At 78.5% G+C, this 4,773-nt stretch carries 4 protein-coding genes; all 4 read left to right on the forward strand.

Features of this window, described 5'->3' with window-relative positions:
- Window positions 1-421 (forward strand): hypothetical protein (locus Q6969_RS12950; RefSeq protein ID WP_317230802.1); only part of this gene is annotated, 421 nt, incomplete at its 5' end.
- Entirely contained in the window at window positions 418-2,049 is a 1,632-nt protein-coding gene (locus Q6969_RS12955) for a CocE/NonD family hydrolase (RefSeq protein ID WP_317230803.1), read from the forward strand. The genes Q6969_RS12950 and Q6969_RS12955, both read left to right, overlap by 4 nt.
- Window positions 2,046-3,422: a YcaO-like family protein gene (locus Q6969_RS12960; RefSeq protein ID WP_317230804.1), complete on the forward strand. Its 1,377-nt coding sequence runs from the start codon at window positions 2,046-2,048 to the stop codon at window positions 3,420-3,422. The genes Q6969_RS12955 and Q6969_RS12960 overlap by 4 nt, the downstream gene beginning before the upstream one ends.
- Before the next feature lie 8 nt (window positions 3,423-3,430).
- A partial coding sequence (locus tag Q6969_RS12965; RefSeq protein WP_317230805.1) for a YcaO-like family protein occupies window positions 3,431-4,773 on the forward strand: 1,343 nt, incomplete at its 3' end.

Here is a 4,773-nt window from a genome sequence, read left to right on the forward strand (position 1 = left end):
GGGCTCCCTCCTCGTCGTCGGCCCGCTGCAGGCGGCGGGCGGGGACGGCGCCGTGACCTACGCCGACTACCGCGGGCGCCGTCGCGCCGCGCACCGGGTGGTGGAGGAGCTCGACCGGCTGTGGGCCGAGGCGGACGCTCGCGCGGCCGCGGGCCGTGCACCCGCCCACGCGTGGCACGGCGTCGGGACGGGAGCGGCCGCCATCGCCGCGGGGATCGTCCTCGACGAGCTGGCGGCGCACCTCGCGGGCGGCGGGCATCCGGGCATCCGCCACGAGCACACCATCGAGCTGGCCACCGGGCTCGTCGAGCGCCATCCCGTCCTCCCCCTGCCGGTGGACCTGGCCGAGCCGCCCGCTCCGGCACCCGGCTCCGTCGCACCCGCGCTCGTCGAGGGCGCGCTCGTCGAGGGCGCGCGGTGAGCCGCGGCACCGTCGCCGGGCTGCCGCTGATCGCGTCCGACGGCTGCGCGCTCGTGCTCGACGCGCACGTGCCCGAGGGCGCGGGCGATCCCGACGGGATCGGCCGCGTGCCGTGCGTGGTGACGCGCACCCCCTACGGGCGGTCCGCGCACCTGGCCGAGGGACGCGGCTGGCGCGAGCGCGGCCTCGCCTACGTGGTGCAGGACGTCCGCGGACGCCACGACTCCGACGGCAGCTGGGCCCCGTATCGCGGGGAGCGCGAGGACGGCGCCGCCCTCGTCGACTGGATCACCGCCCAGCCCTGGAGCGACGGCCGCGTCATCGCGTACGGCGGCTCCTACGCCGGGTCCACCGCCTGGGCGATGGCGGTGGAGCGCCCCGACTCCGTCTGCGCGGTCGTGTCGCTCGGGCCGTCGATGTCGCTCGCGCGCACGAAGTTCGGCGGCGGCGGGATCCTCCGCCTGGCCGAGCACGCGTCCTGGTGGCTCGAACGCGGCGACGCCCGCACGAGCCGCGACGGACTCGCCGCGCGCGTCTTCCGCGAGCGGCCCGGCCTCCTCCGCCACCTCCCCGTCCTCGACCTGCCGCGCGAGATGGGCGCGCACCTGCCGTCCTGGGCCGGGATCGTGGAGGACGGGGCGGCCGCCCGCACGGGGGAGGAGATCACGCCCGCCGAGCTGGCCGGCCTCTCCGCCGCGACGCTGCACGTGGGCGGCTGGCACGACCTGCTGCTGGCCGAGACCCTCGAGCACCACCGCGTCGCGGGATCCGCCGTGCCCGGCACGCCGTCGCATCTCCTCGTGGGGCCGTGGGAGCACGACCTCGTCGCGAGCTCCTCCGGCCGCGTCGGCGACCTCGACCACGGCGACGATGCCGTCGTCCCCTGGGGCCGGATGCTCGTCGAGTGGATCGGCGACGCCCTCGCCGGCTCCCTCCCGCCCCGCCGCGCCGACGTGCACGTGCGCCACGCCGGCTGGGAGCGGCACGTCGACTGGCCGCCCCCGCACGCGGCGACCCGCGTGGCGTGGAGCGCGGGCGGGGTGCTCGCCTTCGTCCACGACCCGCGCGACCCGCGCCCCTCCCGCCACCCGGGCGTCGATCGGCGCGCCCTCGCCCTGCGGCCCGACGCCGTCCGGGCCCGCACGCTCCCGCTCGCCGCGCCGCTACGGCTCACCGGGGACGCGTCGGTGGAGCTGACGTCCGCGTCGGACGCACCCGGCGTGGACTGGATCGCGCGCCTGATCGCCCAGGAGCCCGACGGCGCCGAGCAGGAGCTCGCGGTGGGGGAGACGACCGCGACCGGCCCGCACGCCGGTCTCCGGCTCACCATCCCCCTGGGTCCCGTGGCCGCGCTCCTCGCGCCCGGCACCCGGCTCGTCGTGGAGCTCGCGGGCGCCGACGCCCCGCGGCTCGCGCGCAACCTCGGCGGGCCTCCCCACGACCGGTACGCCTCTCCCCGGCAGGCGCCGGTGCGGCAGGCCGTTCGCGTCGACGCGGCGACGCCGCTCGTGCTCGTGCTGCCGATCGGAGCGGGGGCCGCGCCCCACGCCGACGACGTCAGCACCGGCGCGATCCAACCGCCGACGGAGCATGAGGACGCGCCGCCCGCCGAGGGAGCGGCGTCGTGAGCGTCCACGACCTCGTCGACGCCCGCACGGGCCTCGTCACCTCCCTCGCGCGCCAGCCGGCCGACCCCCGGCTGCCGTTCGCCTGGGTGGGGCACGGCGCCACCGTGTCCCGCGCCGACAGGTTCGCGCCGTGGCGGGCCGACGGCTTCGGCTTCGGGGCGTCGGCGGGGGACCCGGTCCCGGCACGGCTGGCGGCGTGCGGCGAGGCCGTCGAGCGGTACTGCGGCAACGCGGTGCCCGAGCGGCTGACGCGCGGATCCCACGCCTCGCTCACCGCCCGCGGCCTGCGCCCCGTGGACCCCGACGACCTCGCGCTCTACTCGCCCGGACAGCACGCGGCTCCCGGCTTCCCGTTCCGCCCCTTCACGCGCCACGACGATGTGCTCTGGGCGGACGGCACCGACCTGCACGACGGCGGCCCCGTCCTCGTGCCCGCGTCGCTCGCCTGGCTCGACTTCGTGCACGGCCCCCGCGCCCACGAGGTCCCGCGCCACTCGCTGGCCTACTCGGGCATCGCGGCCGGCACGGACCGGCACATGGCCGAGCGGAACGCGCTCGAGGAGCTGTGGGAGCGCGACGCGTGCGCCGTCTGGTGGGCGAGCGGCGCATCCACGCGCGCGCTCGACGACGGCGGCCGGATCACGGGAGCGCTCGGCTGGGCGGAGGACCCCGCGACGCCGCCCGTGCGGATCCGGCTCCTCGAGGTGCCGTCCGAGTCGCCCGCGCCCGTGGTCGCCGCGTTCCTCGAGGAGGAGCACCCCGACGGATCCCGGCTGGTGGCCTTCGGGAGCGCCTGCCGGAGCACCCCCGAGCACGCCGCGACGAAGGCGCTCGTGGAGGCGCTCGGGCTGCTCCAGCTCACGCGTCAGCTCGTCGACCCCGCGAGCGAGGTGTGGCGGGCGGTCCGCGCGGGCGGCATCGAGGCGCACGTCTTCCTGCCGTACCGGGCGGATCGGCGCTACCGCGACGACGTCGGTCCCGGGTACTCGCGCCTCACCGACCTGCCGCCGGTCGCGCAGCTGCACCTCGATCCGCGGATGAACGGCGGGCACCTCGACCGGCTCCGCCCGACGGCCACCGCATCGCTCGACCGCCTGCCGCGCATCGACGCCGACGGGGCGATGCCCGTGCACCTCGAGGCGCTCGCCCGGCTCGGCCTGCGCGCCGTCTCGGTCGACCTCACGACGCCCGACGTCCGGCTCACCGGGCTCGAGGTCGTGCGCGTCGTGGTGCCGGGGCTCGTGGGGAACGGGCCGCCCGCGTACCCGCTGCGCGGGTCCGACCGCTACCTCGACGTGCCGCGACGGCTCGGGTTCGACCGCGTCCCCGCCTCCGTCGACGACCTCGTCCCCGACCCGATCCCCCTGGCATGAGAGGCCCGATGCACCCCGACCCCGCCGCCCCGCTGACGCCCGCCGCCCTAGTCGACGCCCGCACCGGGATCGTCCGCCGCATCGAGCCGCGCGCGACGCCCGCGCACTTCCCGCCCGCCTTCGCGCTCGCCCACGCCGTGCTCGCCGACTCCGCCGCCTCCTGCGGCTGGGCGTCCGACGCCTCGGGCGCGGGGCACGCGTTCGCCGACCCGGACGCGGTCCTCGGCGCGGCGGTCGGCGAGGCGGTCGAGCGGTACTGCGGCAACCTCGTGCCGGCGGGCCTCGCCCGGGCCTCAGCGGACGACCTCCGCGCGGAGGGCCGTCCGGTGCTGGATCCCGCCGCGCTCGCGCTCTACTCCGCCGCGCAGCACGCGGGCGGCCGGCTGCCGGTCGTGCCGCTCGACGCGAGGACCGTCGTCGACTGGGCCGAGGGGGAGCGCCTCGGCACGCAGCCCGGTCGGGCGGGGAGCGGGGATCCCGTGCTCGTGCCGGCGTCGCTCGTGTGGGTCGCGCACGCGCTCCTCGTGCCGCCCGCCGTCCACCCGATCATGCAGGCCGGCCTCGCGACCGGCCGCTCGGTCGCGGAGGCGCGCTGGGGCGGCCTCTGCGAGGTGCTCGAGCGGGAGGCGATGACCCGCGCGTGGACGGACGGCGCGGGCTTCGAGGAGCTCGTCGTCCCCCGGGCGCTGCACGACCTCGCCCGCGGGCCCGCCGACGCCCTGTCCTGCCGGTGGCTCCTGCTCCCGTCCGAGGCGGGACCACCCGTCATCGGCGCGCTCCTCCGCGACGCCCGCACCGGGTACCTCACCCTGGGCATGGCCGGCGGCGGCCGGCCGGTGCGCGCCGCCCGCAAGGCGCTGGGGGAGGCGCTCCAGCTGCAGCTCTTCCAGGCCGACCTCGACGATCCCGCGGGTCCGTACATGGCCGCGGCCCGGCTCCCGGGGAGCCCGCTGAAGCCCTGGCGCGCCGACCGCGCCTACCGGCTCTCCTACCGGCCGGACCTGGCGGACGTCGTCGACTACGGCTGCCACCTGCAGCTGCACCTCGATCCCGTGCTCCAGGCGGCGTTCCTCGACGAGCTCGACCGGTCCATCACGGGCCGCCGGGAGCTCGCGGACGTGACCGACCGCTGGGACGGGCCCGCGCGCCTGCCCGAGCTCGTCGCGACCCTGCGCGCCGCGGGGCGCGAGGTGCTCGCGGTCGACGTGACCCTGCCGGAGGTCCGGCGCGCGGGGCTGCATGTCACGCGCGTCGTGGTCCCGGGGCTCCGCTCGAACGCGCCCCACGCGCTGCCGTTCCTCGGCGGGCCGGCGCCCCCCCCCCCCCCCCCCCCCCGCCCCCCCCCCCCCCC

Origin of the sequence: Clavibacter sp. MX14-G9D (assembly GCF_032917815.1) — a bacterium.
Taxonomy (GTDB): Bacteria; Actinomycetota; Actinomycetes; order Actinomycetales; family Microbacteriaceae; genus Clavibacter; species Clavibacter michiganensis_K.